The following is a 15925-nucleotide window of genomic DNA, read 5'->3' on the forward strand; positions in this document are numbered from 1 at the left end:
AAAGGCCGCGAACACCTGCCAGATCGACCATCGCGTGCAATCGCCCGCCTTTTCGTGCCGGCGATCGTTTCCCATCGGCGATTCACCGCGCCTTAAACCGACGCATCTAGCCTTCCCGGCAGACCGGCGGGTCAGTCGCGTTTTGTATGGAGTTAGCGGCAGGCATGGCGAGGAAGCGCCAGGGCGAGCGAATCGAGCCGAAATTCAGCACCAGCAAGGCTGCGACCCGGTCCGGGAAGGCACCGGCCAAGCGGCCGGCGAAGCCGCGCGCGGCCGCGAAGGCGGCATCCTCGAAATCGAAGGCCGCCGCCAGCCGGGCGAAGGCGCCGGCGCGAAAGGTGCCGGCAAAGCGGCCAGCCAGCGCTTCATCCGGCAAGACGACGTTCCGGCGCAAGGTCACGCGCCGCACCACGCGCCGAACCACTGGGCGCACCACCGGCCGCGGCACGGCGCGCCGCGGCTTCCTTGGCGTCATCGGCCGCACGGTCCGTGGCGTCGTCTACTGGTCGGTCGTCGCGACGATCATCGTGGTTGCCGGCATCGCGGGCCTCGTCGGCTACTCGTGGTCGAAGCTGCCGCCAAGCGCCGAATGGGCGCTGCCCGACCGCCCGGCGAATGTCCGCATCGTCTCCGCCGACGGCCGGCTGATCACCAACCGCGCCGACACGGTCGGGCAGACGCTCAGCCTCGAGGAGATGCCGGCCTATCTGCCGGAGGCGGTGATCGCCATCGAGGACCGGCGGTTCCGCTACCATTTCGGCATCGATCCGATCGGCCTCGTCCGCGCCTTTGCCGAGAACTTCTCGGCGGGCCGGATCGTCCAGGGCGGCTCGACCCTCACCCAGCAGCTTGCCAAGAACCTTTTCCTCACGCCGGAGCGCTCCTTCGAGCGCAAGATCCAGGAGGTGATCCTCGCCGTCTGGCTGGAGGCGAGCCTTTCCAAGGACGAGATCCTCGAGCTCTATCTCAATCGCGTCTATCTCGGTGCCGGCGCCTACGGCGTCGACGCAGCGGCGCGGCGTTATTTCGGCAAGTCGGCCCGCGACGTGAGCCTCGCCGAGGCGGCGACCCTCGCCGCCCTGCTCAAGGCGCCGTCGCGCTATTCGCCGATCGCCAACCCGAAGGGCGCCGAAGAGCGCGCCCAGCTGGTCATCGCCGCGATGCATGAACAGGGCTACATTACCGACCGCGAGGCGAGCCTCGCCATGTCGCAGGAGATCAGGGCGGTTCGCGACGTTGCCGGCGGCAGCGGCCGCTACGTCGCCGACTGGGTCATGGACCAGCTGCCGAGCTATGTCGGCGCGCTCGATACCGACGTGGTGGTCGAGACCTCGATCGACCTCCGCATGCAGTCCCTCGCCGCGAGCGCGCTCAACAAGACGCTGGCCGAGGATGGCGAGGCGCGGGGCGTCAGCCAGGGCGCCTTCATCGCCATGGACCCGTCCGGCGCGGTCAAGGCGCTGATCGGCGGTCGCGACTATGCGAAGAGCCAGTTCAACCGCGCCATCAACGCGCATCGCCAGCCGGGCTCCTCCTTCAAGCCCTTCGTCTATCTTGCCGCGCTCGAAGCCGGCATGGTTCCCGAAACCGTACGGATCGACGAACCGGTGTCGATCAACGGCTGGAAACCGGAAAACTACACCCGCAAGTATCTCGGGCCGGTGACGCTGATGTCGGCGCTCTCCCACTCGCTGAACACCGTCTCCGCACAGCTCGCGGCCGAAGTCGGCCCGCGCCGTGTCGCCGAGGTGGCGCGGCGGCTCGGCGTCGTGTCGCCGCTGCTGGCGACGCCGTCGATCGCGCTCGGCACGTCGGAGGTGACGCTCCTCGAAATGACCGGCGCCTTCGCCGCCTTCGCCAATGGCGGCGAGGGCGTCATCCCGCACGTCATCGATCGCATCCGCACGAGCGGCGGCGAGGTGCTTTACGAGCGGCAGGGATCGGGGCCGGGCAGGATGATCGACCCCTATTACGTCGCGATGATGAATGCGATGCTCCAGGACGTGGTGGTTCGCGGCACCGGAAAGCGCGCCGCGCTTCCCGGCTGGCAAGTCGCCGGCAAGACCGGCACCAGCCAGGATTTCCGCGATGCCTGGTTCATCGGCTATACCGGCGCGCTGGTCGCCGGTGTCTGGTTCGGCAACGACGATTCGAAGCCGACCAAAAAGGCCTCTGGCGGCAACGTGCCGGCGATCACCTGGCAGCGCTTCATGAGCGCCGCCCTCGATGGCAAGCAGCCGGTTCCGCTCCCCGGCACCTACCACTTCCGCGACCCGAACAACCCCGGCGGACTGACGGCGCCGATCGTCACCATCGGCGACGACGGCGAGGTGCTGACCGTCGTGCCCGAGACGACCGGCAGCATCGTCCGCCCCGCAAGCGCCCGGCCGGCCGAGCCGCGCAAGGGCTTCTTCCGCCGACTCTTCGGAGACTGACGACGCTACGAAGCCGGCTCAGGTTCCGACGCGATGGCGGGCAGGGTCTTCAGGTACGCGGCGATCGCCGCGATATCCTCGTCGGAAAGCATCGCGAGGTTGCGCTGGACCGGCGCCATGGTGCTGCCCACCGAATCGAAGTCGGGGGTGAAGCCGGTCTTGAAGAAGGTGACCAGGTCGTCCTCGCTCCACGAGCCGATACCGGTCTCGGGGTCCGGCGTGATGTTGGGGATGGTGCCGTCGCCTTCCGGCGCCGGGCCGCCGCTATAGGCGCGGTCGGCGATAGTCGCGCCGGCCATGTTGCGCGGCGTATGGCACTCGCCGCAATGGCCCGGGCCCTCGACCAGATAGGCGCCGCGATTGATCTGGTCGCTGGCTTGCGGATCGGGAATGAATGTGCCGTTCCCGGCGAAGGCGAGCTGCCAGAGCCCGAGGCCGCGGCGGATGTTGAACGGGAAGCCGAGCTCGTGGTCCGCGACGACGTTCTCGACCGGCGGAAGCGTGTCCATGAAGGCCTTGAGGTCGATGATGTCCTCGACCTTCATCCGCTGGTAGGAGGTATAGGGGAAAGCCGGGTAGAGGTGCACGCCGCCCTTGCCGACGCCGTATTTCAGCGCGCCGACGAAATCGGCCGTCGTCCAGGTGCCGATGCCGGTCTGCTCGTCCGGCGAGATGTTCGGAACGTTGAAGGTGCCGAAAGGCGTCGCCATCGCCAGACCGCCGCCAAGCTTGAGAAGATCGTCGCCGGTCGCATCGGGCGCGGCGTGGCACGATTCGCAGCCTCCGGCCCAGAACATCGTCTCGCCATTGGCAAGATCGGGGGTGTGGTCGGGAAGGTCCGCTTCCGCGAAGCTTTTCGGCGCGGTCAGGAACCACAGAATGACCGCCGCCACGACGGCCAGGACGACAACGGCAACAATCAGCCTGCGGATCACGGGGGCCCTCGCTCTTCGGTGTCGCCGGGCCCGAGCGCCCATGCCTCGCCAGGCATGATGGCAAGGTGTCGGCGAACGGGCAAGCGGCCCCGGGCAGCGGACGGGCGGTGGCCGCGCTTGCCTACCCCTCCGCCGCCTCGGCCGCGCGCACCCGCGCTCGCCTGGCGAGCACCCGGTAGAGCGCGTCCTTGGCACGTTCGGCGCGGCGCTTCTCCTCCTCCTGTACCTCGCGGAAGTAGGTGGCGATCTCGTAGTCGCTGGAATTGATGGCATCGCGGACATAGCGCTCGTAGGTCTCCGCCCCCTGGAGGGACGCTGACCAGGTTGTAGGTGGTGTCGCGGGTGCCGGTGATCTCCCTGCCCAAGCTCATGATTTCCTCCTCATCATGGCCGATCGGTCGAAACCCGGTGATCCTATCCCAATTCGCCACAACCCGGCCATTGGCGGTGGGAAACACCGGCCTCGCAAATCCGGCCGGTCGCGACTAGATTCCGGCCGATGGACCTTTCCGGCGCGGAAATCGAACGCTATGCCCGCCACATCGTGCTCGCCGATGTCGGCGGCGCTGGGCAACAGAAGCTGAAGCGGGCGCGGGTGCTCGTCATCGGCGCTGGCGGTCTCGGCGCGCCATTGATCCAGTATCTCGCCGCCGCCGGCGTCGGCGTGCTCGGCATTGTCGACGACGACCATGTCGCCCTTTCCAATCTCCAGCGCCAGGTGATCCACGATACGGAGTCGGTCGGCGCCGCCAAGGTGACGAGCGCCGCCGGGGCGGTTCGCCGGATCAATCCGTATGTCACGGTCGAACCGCATGCGCTCCGCCTCGATGCCGGCAACGCCGCGGACCTGATCGATCGCTACGACATCGTCGCCGACGGATCGGATACCATCGAGACCCGCTACGTCGTTTCGGACCAGTGCTTTCGCTCGCAAAAGCCGCTGGTGACCGCTGCGGTCGGCCAGTTCGACGGGTCGATCACGACGCTGAAGCCGTGGCTCGCCGGCCCCGACGGCAGGCCGAACCCCACCTACCGCTGCCTTTTCCCCGAAGCGCCGCCGGAAGGCCTCCTGCCGACCTGCGCCCAGGCCGGTATCCTCGGCGCCCTGACCGGCGTGGTCGGCTCGCTGCAGGCGCTGGAGGTTCTGAAGGAAATCCTCGGCATCGGCGAGGGCCTGGTCGGCCGGCTGCTGCTCTATGACGCACGGGCCGCCCGCTTCGATACGATTCGCTACGCCTGGAACCCCGCCAATCCGCTGAACGGCACGGCGTCTGCCGCGCCCTGACGCGACGCCGGAAAGCCGCCGCGGACGACATCGCGTTGAGACCTCCTTAACCACGCCCGCCGCAATATCGGCCCCTGTTTTGTTGCGTAACGCGTGGGGTGAATGCGATGCGAGGAGCGTCCCGGAAACGATCGGTCTTTCGGAGATTCGGCTGGAAGGTCATGGGCTTGGCGGGACTGGCCGCCGTTATCCTGACGATCCATCCCGCAACCAGCCCCCAGGCGGCGCCCAAGGCGTCACCGGGCGTCGAGCTCGGGCCGAGCGGCCTGCCGGTTCCCCGTTTCGTCAGCCTCAAGGCCAGCCGCGTCAATGTCCGCGTCGGACCGGGCGAGGATTACAAGATCGCCTGGGTCTTCGTGAAGCCGGGCCTGCCGATCGAGGTCGTCCAGGAATATGACAACTGGCGCAAGGTGCGCGACGCCGACGGCACGACGGGCTGGATATTCCAAAGCCTGCTCTCGGGGAAGCGGACCGCCGTGGTGGCGCCCTGGGCGGGTGGCGATCCCCGCCCGATCCACGCCTCGGCAACGCCCGGCTCGGCGATCACCGCATATCTCGAACCCGGCGTGACCGGCAGCGTCGAGCGCTGCTCGGCGGGCTTCTGCCGCATCGCAGGCAAGGGCTTTTCCGGCTGGATCGATCGCGAGCAGCTGTGGGGCGTCTATCCCGACGAGGATATCGAATAGGGCCGCCAACATCAAAAAGCCGGGCTCGACAAGGCCCGGCCCGCCGATCCTTCGCGAAGGGATCGAGCTAGCCGCGGATGCGCCGCAGCCGCACCACCACATCCACGCGGCTGATCTCATAGCCCTCCGGCGGCGTCGGGATGTCGTCGACACCCATCTGGCCGGGCGGGATGTCGATCACCCGCTCGTCATCCTCGATGAAGAAATGATGGTGGTTATCGGTGTTGGTATCGAAATAGGTCTTCGACCCGTCGACGGCGACCTCGCGCAGGAGACCGACGTCGGTGAACTGGTGAAGGGTGTTGTAGACCGTCGCCAGCGATACGGGGACCCGGCGGGCCATCGCCTCTTCGTGCAGTCCCTCGGCCGAAATATGCCGATTGCCGTCTCTGAACAGGAGCTCGGCGAGCGCCATGCGCTGCCTGGTCGGCCTTAGGCCCGCTTCCCTGAGCATCGTCCGGACAGGGGAACGGCCGTGCTCGCCGCCTTGGGTGAATGCGGTGTTTTCCATCGTTGTTTCCATCAGCCGCGCGGTTCAAGGCCGCCGGGTTTCGTGAACGCGCACGACTATAGGTATGCCATGCGCCAAACGCAATGAAGCCGCCATTTCTGATCTCCAAGGCCGGAAACCGCAATGTCGAAATGCATGACGCGTCGATCGGTCCGCGTCCGATCGCGGAACGCCGGCAGTTGCGGAATGCGACCAGCGCCCCGATATTGTGGCGGTAGCCGGCTTTAGATGTTAGGAAGGCCGCAACAGGTCGGCACGCGGCGGGGCGGAAGCGGCGGCCGGGGGGTCGGCCATTCGAAATCCAGAGACAGAGTGGGACATGCTCGACAGGATGGACACACGCTCATCGAGCTTCGATTACGAGGACTTGCTCGCCTGCGCGCGCGGCGAATTGTTCGGCGAGGGAAATGCGCAATTGCCGCTTCCGCCGATGCTGATGTTCGACAGGATCACCCATATCAACGAAACCGGCGGCGAGCATGGCAAGGGTGAGATTCGGGCCGAGCTCGACGTCAAGCCAGACCTCTGGTTCTTCCTTTGCCATTTCAAGGACGACCCGGTCATGCCCGGTTGTCTCGGGCTCGACGCGCTGTGGCAGATGCTCGGCTTCTTTCTCGGCTGGTTGAACCTGCCCGGCAAGGGGCGCGCGCTGTCGGTCGGCGAGGTGAAGTTTTCCGGAATGGTCCTGCCGACAGCCAAGATCGTTCAATACGGCATCGACCTGAAACGGGTGCTGAAGTCGAAACTGGTCCTCGGCATCGGAGACGGCTGGCTGAAGGTCGATGGCGAAACCATCTACCGGGCCACCGACCTCAAGGTCGGGCTGTTCAAGGGCGAGCCGAAGCCGGCGATCGGCTGAACATCGCCGAAGCGCGGCGGACGACGCCGCAGAACCGGCAACCAGACGGATAAAGGGAATCTGACATGAAGCGGGTCGTCGTGACGGGCATGGGGATCGTGTCCTCGATCGGCAACAACACGCAGGAGGTGCTGGCATCCTTGCGCGAAGGGCGGTCGGGCATCGTTCGCGCCGATCGCTACGCCGAACTCGGCTTCCGTTGCCACGTCCATGGCGCGCCGGATCTCGACGTCGAGTCGATGATCGACCGGCGCGCGATGCGTTTCCACGGCGGCGGCACGGCCTGGAACCATGTCGCGATGGACCAGGCGATCCGCGATGCCGGCCTCGAGGAGAGCGACGTCTCCAACGAGCGCACCGGCATCATCATGGGATCGGGCGGGCCTTCGACACGGACCATCGTCGCCGCGGCGGATGTTACCCGCGAAAAGGGACCGAAGCGCGTCGGGCCTTTCGCCGTGCCAAAGGCGATGTCGTCGACCGCCTCGGCGACGCTCGCCACCTGGTTCAAGATCAAGGGCCTGTCCTACTCGATCTCCTCGGCCTGCTCGACCTCGAGCCATTGCATCGGCAACGCTTACGAGACCATCCAGATCGGCAAGCAGGACGTGATGTTCGCCGGCGGCTGCGAGGAGCTCGACTGGACGCTGTCGGTGCTGTTCGACGGCATGGGCGCAATGTCGAGCCACTTCAACGACCGGCCGGAAGTCGCCTCGCGCGCCTATGACAAGGATCGCGACGGCTTCGTCATCGCCGGCGGCGCCGGCGTGCTGGTGCTCGAGGAACTCGAACACGCCAAGGCGCGCGGCGCGCGCATCTACGGCGAGGTCGTCGGCTATGGTGCGACGTCGGACGGCTATGACATGGTCGTGCCCTCCGGCGAGGGCGCGGTCCGCTGCATGAAGATGGCGTTGGCCAGCACTGACGGAAAAGTGGACTATATCAACCCGCATGCGACCTCGACGCCGGCTGGTGACGGGCCGGAAATCGACGCGATCCGCAAGGTTTTCGGCGGCGCCGATGCCAGTCCGCCGATCTCGGCCACCAAGTCGCTGACCGGGCATTCGCTGGGCGCGACCGGCGTCCAGGAGGCGATCTACTGCCTGCTGATGATGAACAACCGCTTTATCGCGGCATCCGCGCATATCGACGAGCTCGATCCCGAATTCGCCGATATGCCGATCGTCCGGGAGCGGATGGACGATGTCGAACTGAATACCGTGCTGTCGAATTCCTTCGGCTTCGGCGGCACCAATGCGACGCTCGCGCTGTCGCGATACGCGGGCTGAGAAGAGAACGGGCGGGGAGCGAAACGATGACAGCGGGCCTGATGAGCGGCAAACGCGGCGTCGTGATGGGAGTCGCCAACGACCATTCGATCGCCTGGGGCATTGCCAAGCAGCTCGCCGACGCGGGCGCCGAACTTGCCTTCACCTACCAGCCGCCGGCGATGGACAAGCGGGTCCGGCCGTTGGCCGAATCCGTCGGTTCGGATTTCGTCCTGCCCTGCGATGTCGATCTCGAGCCGGATGCCGACGATCCGGCATCGCTCGATTCGGTCTTCGCGGCGATTGCCGAGCGCTGGGGGGCGATCGATTTCGTCGTCCATGCCATCGCCTTTTCCGACAAGGCCGAGCTGAAGGGACTCTACGCCGATACCAGCCGCGCCAATTTCACCCGCACGATGGTGATCTCCTGCTTCTCCTTCACCGAGGTGGCGCGCCGCGCCGCGTCGCTGATGAAGGATGGCGGCGCGATGGTGACCCTGACCTATGGCGGCTCGACCCGGGCGATGCCGAACTACAACGTCATGGGCGTTGCCAAGGCGGCGCTTGAGGCGAGCGTCCGCTATCTCGCGGTCGACTACGGCGACCGGGGCATCCGGGTGAACGCCATCTCGGCGGGCCCTGTACGGACGCTGGCCGGCGCCGGGATCTCCGATGCGCGGGTCATGTTCAACTACCAGCGGGAGAACTCGCCGCTGCGCCGTTCGGTCGGCCTCGAGGAGATCGGCAATACCGCCGTCTACCTGCTGTCCGATCTTTCCTCGGCGGTGACCGGCGAGATCCACTTCGTCGATTCGGGCTACAACATCGTCTCGATGCCGCGGCTTGCCGGCCTCAAGACCCTGGACGAGCCCGACGAGAAGCCGCAGGCCGCGGCCAAGAACGGTGTGAGCCCGAACGGCAACGGCGAAGACGATCCGCCTTCCGCGCTGGGTCGCAGCGCGGCGGCCGAATAGCCGTCCTCGCCCGTCACCTCCTCAGGACTGAGCGGGATCGGACTGCGCTTCGCTGCCGGCAGAACCGGCACCTTCCGCTTCTTCCTTCTTGCCCGCATCCGCCGCTTCGGCCTTGCCGTCGTCATCATTGGCGGCGGCGGGCGGTTTCCTGGCCGCCTTGGCCACCCCGACCAGCGATGGGCGCAGCACGCGCTCGCCGATGACATAGCCGGTCTGCACCACGTCCGAGACATGACCGGCGGGCACCTCCGACGTCTCGGCCTCGTACATCGCCTGGTGGATTTCGGGATTGAATTTCGTACCCTTGGCGTCGATGGCCCGGACGCCGAACTTGGCCAGGCTCTGTTCGAGGCCGCGTTCGGTCACCTCGACGCCCTCGATCAGCGCCATCAGCGCCTTGTCGCCGCTCTCACGCTCGCCGGCCGGCACCGCATCGATGGCGCGGCGGAGGTTGTCGGCCACCGTCAGCATGTCGCGGGCGAAGGAGGCCACGGCATATTGGCGGGCGTCGGAGATCTCGCGCCCGGTGCGTTTGCGGAGGTTCTCCATTTCGGCAAGCGTCCGCACCAGCCGGTCCTTGAGGTCGGCGACCTCGGCGGCGAGGGCCGTCGCGTCGCCTCCGTCGGCGGCCGGTTTCTCCTCGGGCGCGTTCGCCTCGGGCGCCGCCTCTTTGTCTTCAGGCATCGGTCCTCTCAAGTCAGAAGGAACAGGGATTCAGGGCCCGATATCAGGCCTGGAAGACCAGAAATCAAGGAGGGCAGGCCCGCGCGGGCGGTATTTTCCGCCTTAGATCCGGCGCAATGCGACTTCTTCGATCCGGTGATTGGCGCCCTTGCGCAGGATCAGATCGGCCCGCGGCCGGGTCGGCAGGATGTTTTCCCTGAGATTGACGAGGTTGATCCGCTCCCACAGCCCCGCGGCGAAAGTCGTCGCCTCCGCCTCCGAGATCGAGGCATAGCGGTGGAAATAGGAATCGGGATTGACGAAGGCGGTCTGGCGCAGCTTGAGGAAGCGCTCCAGATACCAGGCGCGGATCACCTCCTCGTCGGCATCGATATAGACCGAGAAATCGAAGAAATCCGATACGAAGGGGACGGCGTTGCCGTCCTTCGGCAGCCGCGAGGTCTGCAGCACGTTGAGCCCCTCGATGATGAGGATATCGGGCCGCTCGACCACGATCGTCTCGCCCGGAACGATGTCGTAGGTCAGATGCGAATAGACCGGCGCGGTGACCCTCTGCTTGCCGCTCTTGACGTCGTTGAGGAAGGCAAGCAGCGCCGGCCGGTCGTAGCTTTCCGGGAAGCCCTTGCGCTCCATCAGCCCTTCGCGCTTGAGGACGGCGTTGGGCAGCAGGAACCCGTCGGTCGCCATCAGGTCGACCTTCGGCGTGTTCGGCCAGCGGCGGAGCAGCGCGCGGAGCAGCCGCGCCGTCGTCGACTTGCCGACCGCGACCGATCCGGCGACGCCGATGATGAAGGGCATCACCCCGTCCTCGTCGCCGAGGAAGGTCCGGGTCGCGGCGTAGAGATTCTGGATCGCCGCCACGTAGAGGCTGAGGAGCCGCGAAATCGGCAGGTAGATCTGGACGACCTCGTCGAGGACGATCGGGTCGTTGAGGCTCTTCAGCCGCTCGACATCGGCTTCGTCGAGGGTCAGCGGCGTGTCGGCACGCAACCGTGCCCAATCCTCGCGGGCGAAGACGCGATGCGGCGAGACCGCGGACGGCGACTGCTGGTCCATCATTCCGCGTCCCCGGAGGTTGCGCGGGCGGCCTTTTCGGCAAGGCCGGATTGCCCCGTCCGCCGTTCCAGCTCGGCCATGACCGACGACAACGCCACGCCCCGCGCCTCGAGCATCACCAGGAGATGGTAGAGCACGTCGGCGGCCTCGCCGGTCAGCGCCTTGTCGTCCTCGCCGACGGCGGCCAGCGTCGCCTCGACCGCCTCCTCGCCGAACTTGCGGGCGCAGCGGGCGACGCCCTCGCCGACCAGCCTGGCGGTATAGGAGCCGGAATCGCCGGAGCGGGCGCGGTCCGCGATGATGGCGGCAAGATCGTCAAGGGTGAAATCGGTCATCGTTTGCCCATCAGCTATTCCGACGCGGTCCGCGACGCGCGGCCTCCGCCTCCCCCTTGTAGGGGGGGCCGGATTTCCCCGGTTTGCGTCAGCGAACCGGCGTTGGAAATCCGGGAGAGGGGTGACCCGCCAGCGGCCGGCCGCCGAAGCTTCACGAAGCCTATCGTCTCGCTTGTGCGCAACGCAGGCGCGCAAAGAGACCCCGCTCCCCGCTTCTCCAGGCTCGCATTCCGCTCGCCAAGCGAAACGGCTCTCCCCCACAAGGGGGGAGGGGGTGTGAATGCCAGTCGCATCCGCGTCATCACTCGGATCTCAGCCATCCAGCCGCACCGGTACGCCGAAGGCGGCCATGTGCTCCTTCGCCTGGTGGATCGAATAGGTCCCGAAATGGAAGATCGAGGCGGCGAGGACCGCCGAGGCATGGCCTTCGGTGACCCCTTCTACCATGTGGTCGAGGGTGCCGACACCTCCCGAGGCAATCACCGGTACCGGCACCGCATCGGCGATCGTCCGGGTCAGCGCGAGGTCGAAGCCATCGCCGGTGCCGTCGCGATCCATCGAGGTCAGCAGGAGCTCGCCGGCCCCGAGGCGCGCCACGTCGATCGCGTAGTCGACGGCGTCGATGCCGGTCGGCGTGCGCCCGCCATGGGTGAAAATCTCCCAGCGCGCCGGCTCGCCCTCGCGGCTGACCTGCTTGGCGTCGATGGCGACGACGATCGCCTGGGCACCGAACTTCTCCGATGCCCTGGCAACGATGCTGCGGTCCTTCACCGCCGCCGTGTTGATCGAGACCTTGTCGGCGCCGGCCAGCATCAGGGCGCGGACATCCTCGACGGTGCGCACGCCGCCGCCGACCGTCACCGGGATGAAGCAAACCTCGGCGGTGCGCGCCACGACATCGAGGATGGTGCCGCGCTTCTCGTGACTAGCGGTGATGTCGAGGAAGCAGAGCTCGTCGGCGCCGGCGGCGTCATAGGCGGTCGCCGCCTCGACCGGGTCGCCGGCATCAAGCAGATCGACGAAGCGCACGCCCTTGACGACACGGCCGTCCTTGACATCGAGGCAGGGAATGATCCGGGTCTTCAGCATGGCATTCCTCAGATCGCATCGGCGGGCGGTGGCGTCGGCTTCCGTCGTCCGGTCACCAGCAGGATGATGGCGACGACCACCCAGCCGAGCAGCGCAATTGCGCCAATCGGGATCGTAGCGATCATCAGCCAGCCCATCATGCCCATCGTATAGAGCGTCTCGCCGATATCCTTGCCGTCGACGATGCAGGGATTGACCGCGCCTTCATGGAGCACGCAACCGTGCGAGTCGGCGATACTGCCTGCGATCATCACCGAGGCCATCGGCGCGAGCATCACGACGAGGATCACGGCAAGCACGACCAGCATCACGACCCACCGCATCCGCATGGCCCAATATCCTCATGCCGCCTCGGCGATCAGCGCCAGGGCCTCGGCCGGATCGAGGCGTCCGTCGTAAAGCGCCCGGCCGGAGATCGCGCCCTCGAGGATCGCGCAATCCGGCTCGAGCAGCCGCCGGATGTCGTCGATCGAGGCGAGGCCGCCGGAAGCGATGACCGGGATCGAGACGGCATTGGCGAGCTTCAGCGTCGCCGCGATGTTGAGACCGGTGAGGATGCCGTCGCGGTCAATGTCGGTGTAGACGATCGCCGCGACGCCGGCATCCTCGAAGCGCCGCGCGAGGTCGATGACGTCCATCTCGGTCACCTCCGCCCAGCCGCTCACCGCGACCTTGCCGCCGCGCGCGTCGATGCCGACGGCGATCCGCCCGGGATGGCGCATCGCGGCCGAGCGCACGAGGTCCGGATCGCGGACCGCGATGGTGCCGAGGATGACGCGGGCGATGCCCTTGTCGAGCCAGCCGTCGATCGCCGCATGGTCGCGGATGCCGCCGCCGAGCTGAACCGGGATGTCGACCGCGGCGAGGATGGCGGAGACCGCCTCGCCGTTGACCGCGCGGCCGGCAAAGGCGCCGTTGAGGTCGACCACGTGCAGGCGCTCGAAGCCCGCGGCCGCGAAGGCGCCGGCCTGCGCGGCCGGATCGCTGCCGAAGACGGTCGCCTTGCCCATGTCGCCCTTTTCTAGGCGCACGCACTGGCCGTCCTTTAGGTCGATGGCGGGGTAGAGGATCATGACCGGATTTCCGCGGAGTCCTAGCGGTGGATCTCGACGAGCAGGACCCACGCGTCGGCGACCGCCTTGATGACCGAGAAGACGACGGCACCGGCGACCCAATAGAGGCCGGTCGGATCGCCGAAAACGAGGAGCACGCCGCCGATTATATAAGGCAGCGCTGAGCCGGCAAACAACACTGCATTCGCCGCGAAGACAAGCGTGCTCTGGTGGCGCGGCGCACGGGCGAGCACGAATTCGATCATCGTCCCTGCCGCGAGCACGACCGCCCCGATCACCAGCGCCTCCACGCCCAGGACCGCCGGCGGCTGGCGCGGGATCAGCATCAGCGCGGAGATCACCAACCCCCCGAGGAGCAGCAGGATCGCAAGCATCGCACGATCCGGCAGCCCTGGCGCCGCCAGGATGCGCTCCAGGTTGATCGAGATCGCCACGAAAAGCAGCCCGGCCAGCGCGGCCGAGGCGCCGAGTTGCCCCAGGAAGAAATCGTGCCAGCCCTCCGCTATGGCATCCATGTCAGGAAATTCCCCACCATGGCCAGCCCGAGCTTCTGGCTCTTCTCGGGATGGAACTGGGTGCCGGCGATATTGCCGCGGGCGACGATCGCCGTCACCGGTCCGCCATAGTCGGCGACGGCGATGACGTCCGCCTCGTTGTCGGCAACAAGGTGGAAACCGTGCAGGAAATAGGCGTGCCAGCCCTCGGGACCGAGGTGGATGCCTTCGAGCAGCGGATGGGCGGCGCGGCCGCCGAGCGTGTTCCAGCCCATGTGCGGCACCTTCAGCGCCGGGTCAGCCGGCTCGACGGCGCGCACCTCGCCGGGTATCCGGTCGAGCCCCGGCGTCACCGCATGCTCGATGCCGCGCGTCGCCAGAAGCTGCATGCCGACGCAGATACCGAGGAACGGCCGCCCGCGCCGGTCGATCGCCTCGTCGATCGCCTCGCCCATGCCGGGGATCGCATCGAGGTTGCGACGGCAGTCGGCGAAGGCGCCGTCGCCGGGAAGGACGATGCGATCGGCGCGGGCGACGGTCTCGGGATCGGAGGTTACCGTCACGGTCTCGCCGAGGCCGAGCTCGCCGATCATCCGCTCGAAGGCCTTGGCGGCGGAGCGGAGATTGCCGGCGCCGTAGTCGATCAGCGCGACGGTCATCGCGCCTGTCCCGGGCTCGGGAAAAGCCCGACGATCTGCGGATCGCCGGACGCGCGGCGGACCGGCTGGCTCTTCGCTGCTGGTGCCTGCGTTGGTGGTGCCGGCGGCGGCGTCTCGCCAACCGGCTCCGGCGTTGCATTGGACGTCACGCCGGCCGCGCCGTCGCCCTGCCAGGTGGCGAAGAAGCGGCGTTCCGCCTCCTCGATGCCGCGCCCCTCGGCGAGGCCGATCAGCCGGTAGCCTTTCCGCTCCAGCGTCCAGCGGCGAAGGCCGTTCGCCTCCAGCCCATAGTAGACGCGGCCGAGCACATAGATGCCGCCGACCACCGCGCCGCCGAACGGAGCGAGGAAGCCGAGCAGCACCAGACCGAGGATCGCGAGGCACAGCACCACCCACAGCCGCCGGTAGATCGTCCAGACCAGCGGGATGATCAGGGCCGGCCAGCAGAAGCCGTCCTTGATCGCCACGAAGGCGGTCGGATCGTCCGGACGGCGACCGGCCGAAGGCGCGTGGATTGTATAGATCGCCATTGGCTCCGTCAGCCGGCGAGGCTGCCCTTTGTCGAGGGGATGCGATCGCCCTGCCGCGGGTCGAGCGTCACCGCGGCGCGCAGCGCCCGCGCCAGTGCCTTGAAGCAGGTCTCGGCGATGTGATGGTTGTTCAGCCCGTAGAGCGTCGCGATATGGAGCGTGATCCCGGCATTCTGGGCGAAGGCCTGGAAGAATTCGCGAAAAAGCTCCGTGTCGAAGTCGCCGACCTTCGGCCGGCTGAATTCCACGTCCCACACGAGATAGGGCCGTCCCGACACGTCGATCGCGCAGCGGGTCAGCGTCTCGTCCATCGGCAAATGCACGTCGGCATAGCGGCTGATCCCGGCCCGGTCGCCGAGCGCCTTGGCGACCGCCTGGCCGAGCGCGATGCCGACATCCTCGGTGGTGTGGTGCTGGTCGATATGGAGGTCGCCCTTCGCCTTCACGTCGATGTCGATCAGGCTGTGCCGGGCAAGCTGCTCCAGCATGTGGTCGAAGAATCCGATACCGGTCGCGATTCCGGCCTTGCCGGAGCCGTCGAGCATGACGGTGACCGCGATATCGGTCTCTTTGGTCTTGCGTTTGATCGTCGCCTTGCGCATCGGGCGCCTTCCTTGTTGCGCCGGCCTTGTATCAGGGCTTCCCTGATGTTGCCATAAGGACATCGCGCCAGCCCGTCAAACCCGCCGATTCCCGAGGCTTTGGCCGGCCTCTGGGCGACCGGCCCGGCAAAAACCGGCCCCCCGGCTTTGCACCCGGCCGGGTGGCGCTTACATAAGGGCCATTCGGAGGTGTCCTCCACCTCGCGAAACGGGGGCCGTCGCAGGGCTTGTCGAAGCCTGCCGCGGCCTGCTGCATGAAGGAAGACTGCGTTCCATGAGTGATTCCGCGACGACGTGGCATGGCACCACCATTGTCAGCGTCCGCAAGGGCGGCAAGGTGGTGATCGCCGGCGACGGACAGGTTTCCGTCGGCCAGACCGTCATGAAAAGCAATGCGAAGAAGGTCCGCCCGCTCGGCAAGAGCGGCGTCATCGCCGGCTTTGCCGGGGC

The 15925-nt window shown here is 67.1% G+C and carries 18 protein-coding genes and 2 pseudogenes; 7 read left to right on the forward strand and 13 right to left on the reverse strand.

Translation table 11 applies throughout. The annotated features are described in order from the left end of the window. Positions 1–106 precede the first annotated feature (106 nt). The gene (locus KDJ86_RS12050) at positions 107–475 is read right to left on the reverse strand and encodes a hypothetical protein (protein WP_291745925.1); all 369 of its coding nucleotides are present in this window, start codon (positions 473–475) and stop codon (positions 107–109) included. A gap of 52 nt (positions 476–527) precedes the next feature. On the opposite strand from KDJ86_RS12050, the gene KDJ86_RS12055 reads away from it, so the two are divergent. Continuing rightward, positions 528–2435 carry a transglycosylase domain-containing protein gene (locus KDJ86_RS12055; protein ID WP_291745928.1) on the forward strand — a complete coding sequence of 636 codons (1908 nt, stop codon included), beginning with the start codon at positions 528–530 and terminating at the stop codon, positions 2433–2435. Between the two features lie 5 nt (positions 2436–2440). Here the strand turns inward: KDJ86_RS12055 and KDJ86_RS12060 are convergent, their stop codons facing one another. Continuing rightward, positions 2441–3370 (reverse strand): c-type cytochrome, encoded by a 930-nt coding sequence (locus KDJ86_RS12060; RefSeq protein WP_367116794.1) that lies wholly within the window; start codon positions 3368–3370, stop codon positions 2441–2443. Positions 3371–3869: 499 nt separating this feature from the next. On the opposite strand from KDJ86_RS12060, the gene moeB reads away from it, so the two are divergent. Both moeB and KDJ86_RS12070 read left to right on the forward strand, forming a co-directional pair. After that, positions 3870–4655, forward strand: a complete 786-nt coding sequence (gene moeB / locus KDJ86_RS12065; protein ID WP_291745931.1) for a molybdopterin-synthase adenylyltransferase MoeB — start codon at positions 3870–3872, stop codon at positions 4653–4655. A gap of 161 nt (positions 4656–4816) precedes the next feature. After that, positions 4817–5341, forward strand: coding sequence for an SH3 domain-containing protein (locus KDJ86_RS12070; RefSeq protein WP_291745933.1), 525 nt, complete (start codon positions 4817–4819; stop codon positions 5339–5341). A gap of 67 nt (positions 5342–5408) precedes the next feature. On the opposite strand, the gene irr is transcribed toward KDJ86_RS12070, so the two are convergent. Then, positions 5409–5852: a Fur family transcriptional regulator Irr gene (gene irr / locus KDJ86_RS12075; protein WP_291745935.1), complete on the reverse strand. Its 444-nt coding sequence runs from the start codon at positions 5850–5852 to the stop codon at positions 5409–5411. 331 nt (positions 5853–6183) lie between these two features. On the opposite strand from irr, the gene fabA reads away from it, so the two are divergent. From fabA to fabI, 3 genes and pseudogenes are all read left to right on the forward strand, one after another. After that, positions 6184–6711, forward strand: coding sequence for a bifunctional 3-hydroxydecanoyl-ACP dehydratase/trans-2-decenoyl-ACP isomerase (gene fabA, locus KDJ86_RS12080; RefSeq protein ID WP_291745937.1), 528 nt, complete (start codon positions 6184–6186; stop codon positions 6709–6711). Positions 6712–6776: 65 nt separating this feature from the next. Further along, entirely contained in the window at positions 6777–8000 is a 1224-nt protein-coding gene (gene fabB / locus KDJ86_RS12085; RefSeq protein ID WP_291745940.1) for a beta-ketoacyl-ACP synthase I, read from the forward strand. A 26-nt stretch (positions 8001–8026) separates the two neighbouring features. Continuing rightward, a pseudogene (gene fabI / locus KDJ86_RS12090) lies at positions 8027–8845 on the forward strand (enoyl-ACP reductase FabI); the annotation flags it as partial. A 129-nt stretch (positions 8846–8974) separates the two neighbouring features. On the opposite strand, the gene grpE reads toward fabI, so the two are convergent. From grpE to hisB, 10 genes are all read right to left on the reverse strand, one after another. Continuing rightward, positions 8975–9637 (reverse strand): nucleotide exchange factor GrpE, encoded by a 663-nt coding sequence (gene grpE, locus KDJ86_RS12095; protein WP_291745942.1) that lies wholly within the window; start codon positions 9635–9637, stop codon positions 8975–8977. Positions 9638–9739: 102 nt separating this feature from the next. Then, positions 9740–10693, reverse strand: a complete 954-nt coding sequence (gene coaA, locus KDJ86_RS12100) for a type I pantothenate kinase (RefSeq protein WP_291745945.1) — start codon at positions 10691–10693, stop codon at positions 9740–9742. Beyond that, a complete protein-coding gene (locus tag KDJ86_RS12105) occupies positions 10693–11028 on the reverse strand; it encodes a phosphoribosyl-ATP diphosphatase (RefSeq protein ID WP_291745948.1) in 336 nt (111 codons plus the stop codon). Before KDJ86_RS12105 ends, coaA begins: the two co-directional genes overlap by 1 nt. Before the next feature lie 312 nt (positions 11029–11340). Next, complete coding sequence (hisF, locus tag KDJ86_RS12110; RefSeq protein WP_291745953.1) at positions 11341–12117, reverse strand: imidazole glycerol phosphate synthase subunit HisF; 777 nt, start codon at positions 12115–12117, stop codon at positions 11341–11343. A gap of 8 nt (positions 12118–12125) precedes the next feature. Then, on the reverse strand, positions 12126–12446 hold the full coding sequence (locus KDJ86_RS12115; RefSeq protein WP_291745956.1) for a hypothetical protein: 321 nt from the start codon (positions 12444–12446) through the stop codon (positions 12126–12128). A gap of 12 nt (positions 12447–12458) precedes the next feature. After that, a complete protein-coding gene (gene hisA / locus KDJ86_RS12120) occupies positions 12459–13190 on the reverse strand; it encodes a 1-(5-phosphoribosyl)-5-[(5-phosphoribosylamino)methylideneamino]imidazole-4-carboxamide isomerase (protein ID WP_291745958.1) in 732 nt (243 codons plus the stop codon). Between the two features lie 20 nt (positions 13191–13210). Next, positions 13211–13705: a hypothetical protein gene (locus KDJ86_RS12125; protein ID WP_291745961.1), complete on the reverse strand. Its 495-nt coding sequence runs from the start codon at positions 13703–13705 to the stop codon at positions 13211–13213. Next, positions 13693–14343 (reverse strand): imidazole glycerol phosphate synthase subunit HisH, encoded by a 651-nt coding sequence (gene hisH / locus KDJ86_RS12130; RefSeq protein WP_291745963.1) that lies wholly within the window; start codon positions 14341–14343, stop codon positions 13693–13695. Before hisH ends, KDJ86_RS12125 begins: the two co-directional genes overlap by 13 nt. Then, positions 14340–14873 (reverse strand): DUF2628 domain-containing protein, encoded by a 534-nt coding sequence (locus tag KDJ86_RS12135; protein WP_291745966.1) that lies wholly within the window; start codon positions 14871–14873, stop codon positions 14340–14342. Before KDJ86_RS12135 ends, hisH begins: the two co-directional genes overlap by 4 nt. 8 nt (positions 14874–14881) lie before the next feature. Then, on the reverse strand, positions 14882–15475 hold the full coding sequence (gene hisB, locus KDJ86_RS12140; protein WP_291745968.1) for an imidazoleglycerol-phosphate dehydratase HisB: 594 nt from the start codon (positions 15473–15475) through the stop codon (positions 14882–14884). 274 nt (positions 15476–15749) lie between these two features. Here hisB and KDJ86_RS12145 point away from each other — a divergent pair. Then, positions 15750–15925, forward strand: a pseudogene (locus tag KDJ86_RS12145) (ATP-dependent protease subunit HslV); the annotation flags it as partial.

It is taken from the genome of Bauldia sp. (assembly GCF_020442045.1).
Taxonomy (GTDB): Bacteria; Pseudomonadota; Alphaproteobacteria; order Rhizobiales; family Kaistiaceae; genus Bauldia.

Coding starts and splice junctions, on each gene's coding strand:
- KDJ86_RS12050 (WP_291745925.1), bottom strand. CDS start 475: ATGACGCCAAGGAAGCCGCGGCGCGCCGTGCCGCGGCCGGTGGTGCGC.
- moeB (WP_291745931.1), top strand. CDS start 3,870: ATGGACCTTTCCGGCGCGGAAATCGAACGCTATGCCCGCCACATCGTG.
- KDJ86_RS12070 (WP_291745933.1), top strand. CDS start 4,817: ATGGGCTTGGCGGGACTGGCCGCCGTTATCCTGACGATCCATCCCGCA.
- irr (WP_291745935.1), bottom strand. CDS start 5,852: ATGGAAAACACCGCATTCACCCAAGGCGGCGAGCACGGCCGTTCCCCT.
- fabA (WP_291745937.1), top strand. CDS start 6,184: ATGGACACACGCTCATCGAGCTTCGATTACGAGGACTTGCTCGCCTGC.
- fabB (WP_291745940.1), top strand. CDS start 6,777: ATGAAGCGGGTCGTCGTGACGGGCATGGGGATCGTGTCCTCGATCGGC.
- grpE (WP_291745942.1), bottom strand. CDS start 9,637: ATGCCTGAAGACAAAGAGGCGGCGCCCGAGGCGAACGCGCCCGAGGAG.
- coaA (WP_291745945.1), bottom strand. CDS start 10,693: ATGGACCAGCAGTCGCCGTCCGCGGTCTCGCCGCATCGCGTCTTCGCC.
- KDJ86_RS12105 (WP_291745948.1), bottom strand. CDS start 11,028: ATGACCGATTTCACCCTTGACGATCTTGCCGCCATCATCGCGGACCGC.
- hisF (WP_291745953.1), bottom strand. CDS start 12,117: ATGCTGAAGACCCGGATCATTCCCTGCCTCGATGTCAAGGACGGCCGT.
- KDJ86_RS12115 (WP_291745956.1), bottom strand. CDS start 12,446: ATGCGGATGCGGTGGGTCGTGATGCTGGTCGTGCTTGCCGTGATCCTC.
- hisA (WP_291745958.1), bottom strand. CDS start 13,190: ATGATCCTCTACCCCGCCATCGACCTAAAGGACGGCCAGTGCGTGCGC.
- KDJ86_RS12125 (WP_291745961.1), bottom strand. CDS start 13,705: ATGGATGCCATAGCGGAGGGCTGGCACGATTTCTTCCTGGGGCAACTC.
- hisH (WP_291745963.1), bottom strand. CDS start 14,343: ATGACCGTCGCGCTGATCGACTACGGCGCCGGCAATCTCCGCTCCGCC.
- KDJ86_RS12135 (WP_291745966.1), bottom strand. CDS start 14,873: ATGGCGATCTATACAATCCACGCGCCTTCGGCCGGTCGCCGTCCGGAC.
- hisB (WP_291745968.1), bottom strand. CDS start 15,475: ATGCGCAAGGCGACGATCAAACGCAAGACCAAAGAGACCGATATCGCG.